The organism is Chamaesiphon sp. OTE_8_metabat_110, from assembly GCF_031382685.1.
GTDB lineage: Bacteria > Cyanobacteriota > Cyanobacteriia > Cyanobacteriales > Chamaesiphonaceae > Chamaesiphon.
Genome location: NZ_JANMZA010000662.1, coordinates 1 through 1,796 on the forward strand (window position 1 = coordinate 1; position 1,796 = coordinate 1,796).

2 protein-coding genes and 1 pseudogene are annotated in these 1,796 nt (G+C 48.7%); 2 read left to right on the top strand and 1 reads right to left on the bottom strand.

Going from position 1 to position 1,796, the window contains the following annotated elements; all coding sequences use genetic code 11:
• A partial coding sequence (locus tag RMO52_RS23860; protein WP_310419336.1) for a hypothetical protein occupies positions 1-231 on the top strand: 231 nt, incomplete at its 5' end.
• Between the two features lie 330 nt (positions 232-561).
• Here RMO52_RS23860 and RMO52_RS23865 read toward each other — a convergent pair.
• Positions 562-1,371, bottom strand: coding sequence for a glutathione S-transferase family protein (locus tag RMO52_RS23865; RefSeq protein WP_310419339.1), 810 nt, complete (start codon positions 1,369-1,371; stop codon positions 562-564).
• A 122-nt stretch (positions 1,372-1,493) separates the two neighbouring features.
• Between RMO52_RS23865 and RMO52_RS23870 the strand changes: the two are divergent.
• A pseudogene (locus tag RMO52_RS23870) lies at positions 1,494-1,796 on the top strand (hypothetical protein); the annotation flags it as partial.

Here is a 1,796-nt window from a genome sequence, read left to right on the forward strand (position 1 = left end):
CAGCAACGCCCACAATTAATCTGTAGGGGTGCCCCTTGTGGGTACCCGACTATCTACGCCATTACTAGTCTTTATATATTGGTGCAAGATGTGAGCATATCTACAGATCTCCGCCTCCCACAGATCGAACCTTACGCAGGAGAGTTTGAGAAGGCGGCGACCGAAATCACGCGGAGGTTCCCTCCGCATGTGTTTCGGTCAAGACGCGTCCCGCCTGTCTTGTCTCGCTAAACCCTCGGGGAACCCGAGGAGCGCGAGCCGCTTTCAACGGGGGGTCTGGGGGTCGGAGCGATGCGCGCTCGTTGGGTTCCCCAACGGTTTAGCGCATCAAGACAGCGACGCGCGCTCTGGAGGTTCCCTCCAGGTATAGCGCGTCAAGACAACCCCCAGATCCGGGTTCTGCCTCCGCTAGGAAAAACGAAATTCACTAATATCTAACATTTGCCGCTCCGCTTGAGACAACAGACGATCGCTATTAGGATAAACAAAACCCACGAATATCTAGCATTTGCCGCCCCGCTTTATACAAAAAATCCCCAACTCAGGTAACATCAAAACCCACTAATCGATCGCGATCGTAGTCGGAGTAGTAGGCGCAGCTCCCGAATTATTCCGAATATCCGGGATATGTGGATTGCGGAAATCCGCATACAACTTATCGCGCCAAGTGAAAAAGATATCATAGTCAGGATTATCAGCAAACCCCGGAATACCTTTACCCTTGAGATTGAACGGCACATTCAGATAAGGGCCAGTTGGAATTTTGAGCAACAAACTCAACCCCGCCACCGTCAGATCTGCCAGCGTCGGCGTATCGCCGATCAGATAGGCACAAGAGTTCTGTGCGAGCAGCATACAAATAGATTCGAGACTGCGGTGCATCTCGGCTTTAGCTGCTTTAATCGAGTCAGGAGTCAATCCCACACCCAATCCCAGCAGATCGATCGCCTCTGTCGGAATCGAGCCAACCAAATTTTTGAAGATATCTGGGGTACCTGCGGGTAAAATAGAAGTACGCAGGCTACTACTTTTGAGACTTTCCAACAAAATCGATCGACCCTTAACCCCGATCGAGTCATCAGCCCACTGTTCTAACAGTAAACAAGTTGCTTTTTGTTGGGGTTTAGTTGGGATAATTGGGCGATCTGGATAAGTTTTGTCCAAGTAGAGAGCGATCGCTGTCGAGTCAGCAACGATCTTATTACCATCTTTGAGGACGGGAACTTGTCGTTGTCCGGACATCCGAAATAAATCTAATTGTCCCATCCCCGGCATAACTTCGATTTTGCGATATGCTAACCCTTTATAGTCCAGAACTAATCTAACTTTTTCCGAAAAGTGCGACAATTCAAATTGATATAGTTCTAGCATGGCTTTTACTCTCCGAGCATAATTTATAATAGCACTACCATTTATCCTAGAACATCAACAGTGAAATACATATATACAAGCTTACGGTTTTCACTCCGATCGTATTTATAATGCCCAAGCTTATGCCACCCGATTCTGCATCGCCGCCGCTACACGAACGATTGGGAGATCCGCCCTGGCACTACTGGATTGCTAGAGTGGTACCCATGCTGTATGTCACGATTCTCACCCTCATGCTCCCCACTATTTTGACACAATCTTTTGTGGTGTCAGATCTAGGCGTGAACCAAGATCGCCGATTGCAGCAACATCTGCGCGCCATCTCGATTAAAGTTTTAGCACATGGCGAACATATTGGTTCGGGGGTGTTGCTGGCGCGACAGCAGCAGGTGTATACCGCCATTACCAATGCTCATGTCATCCAA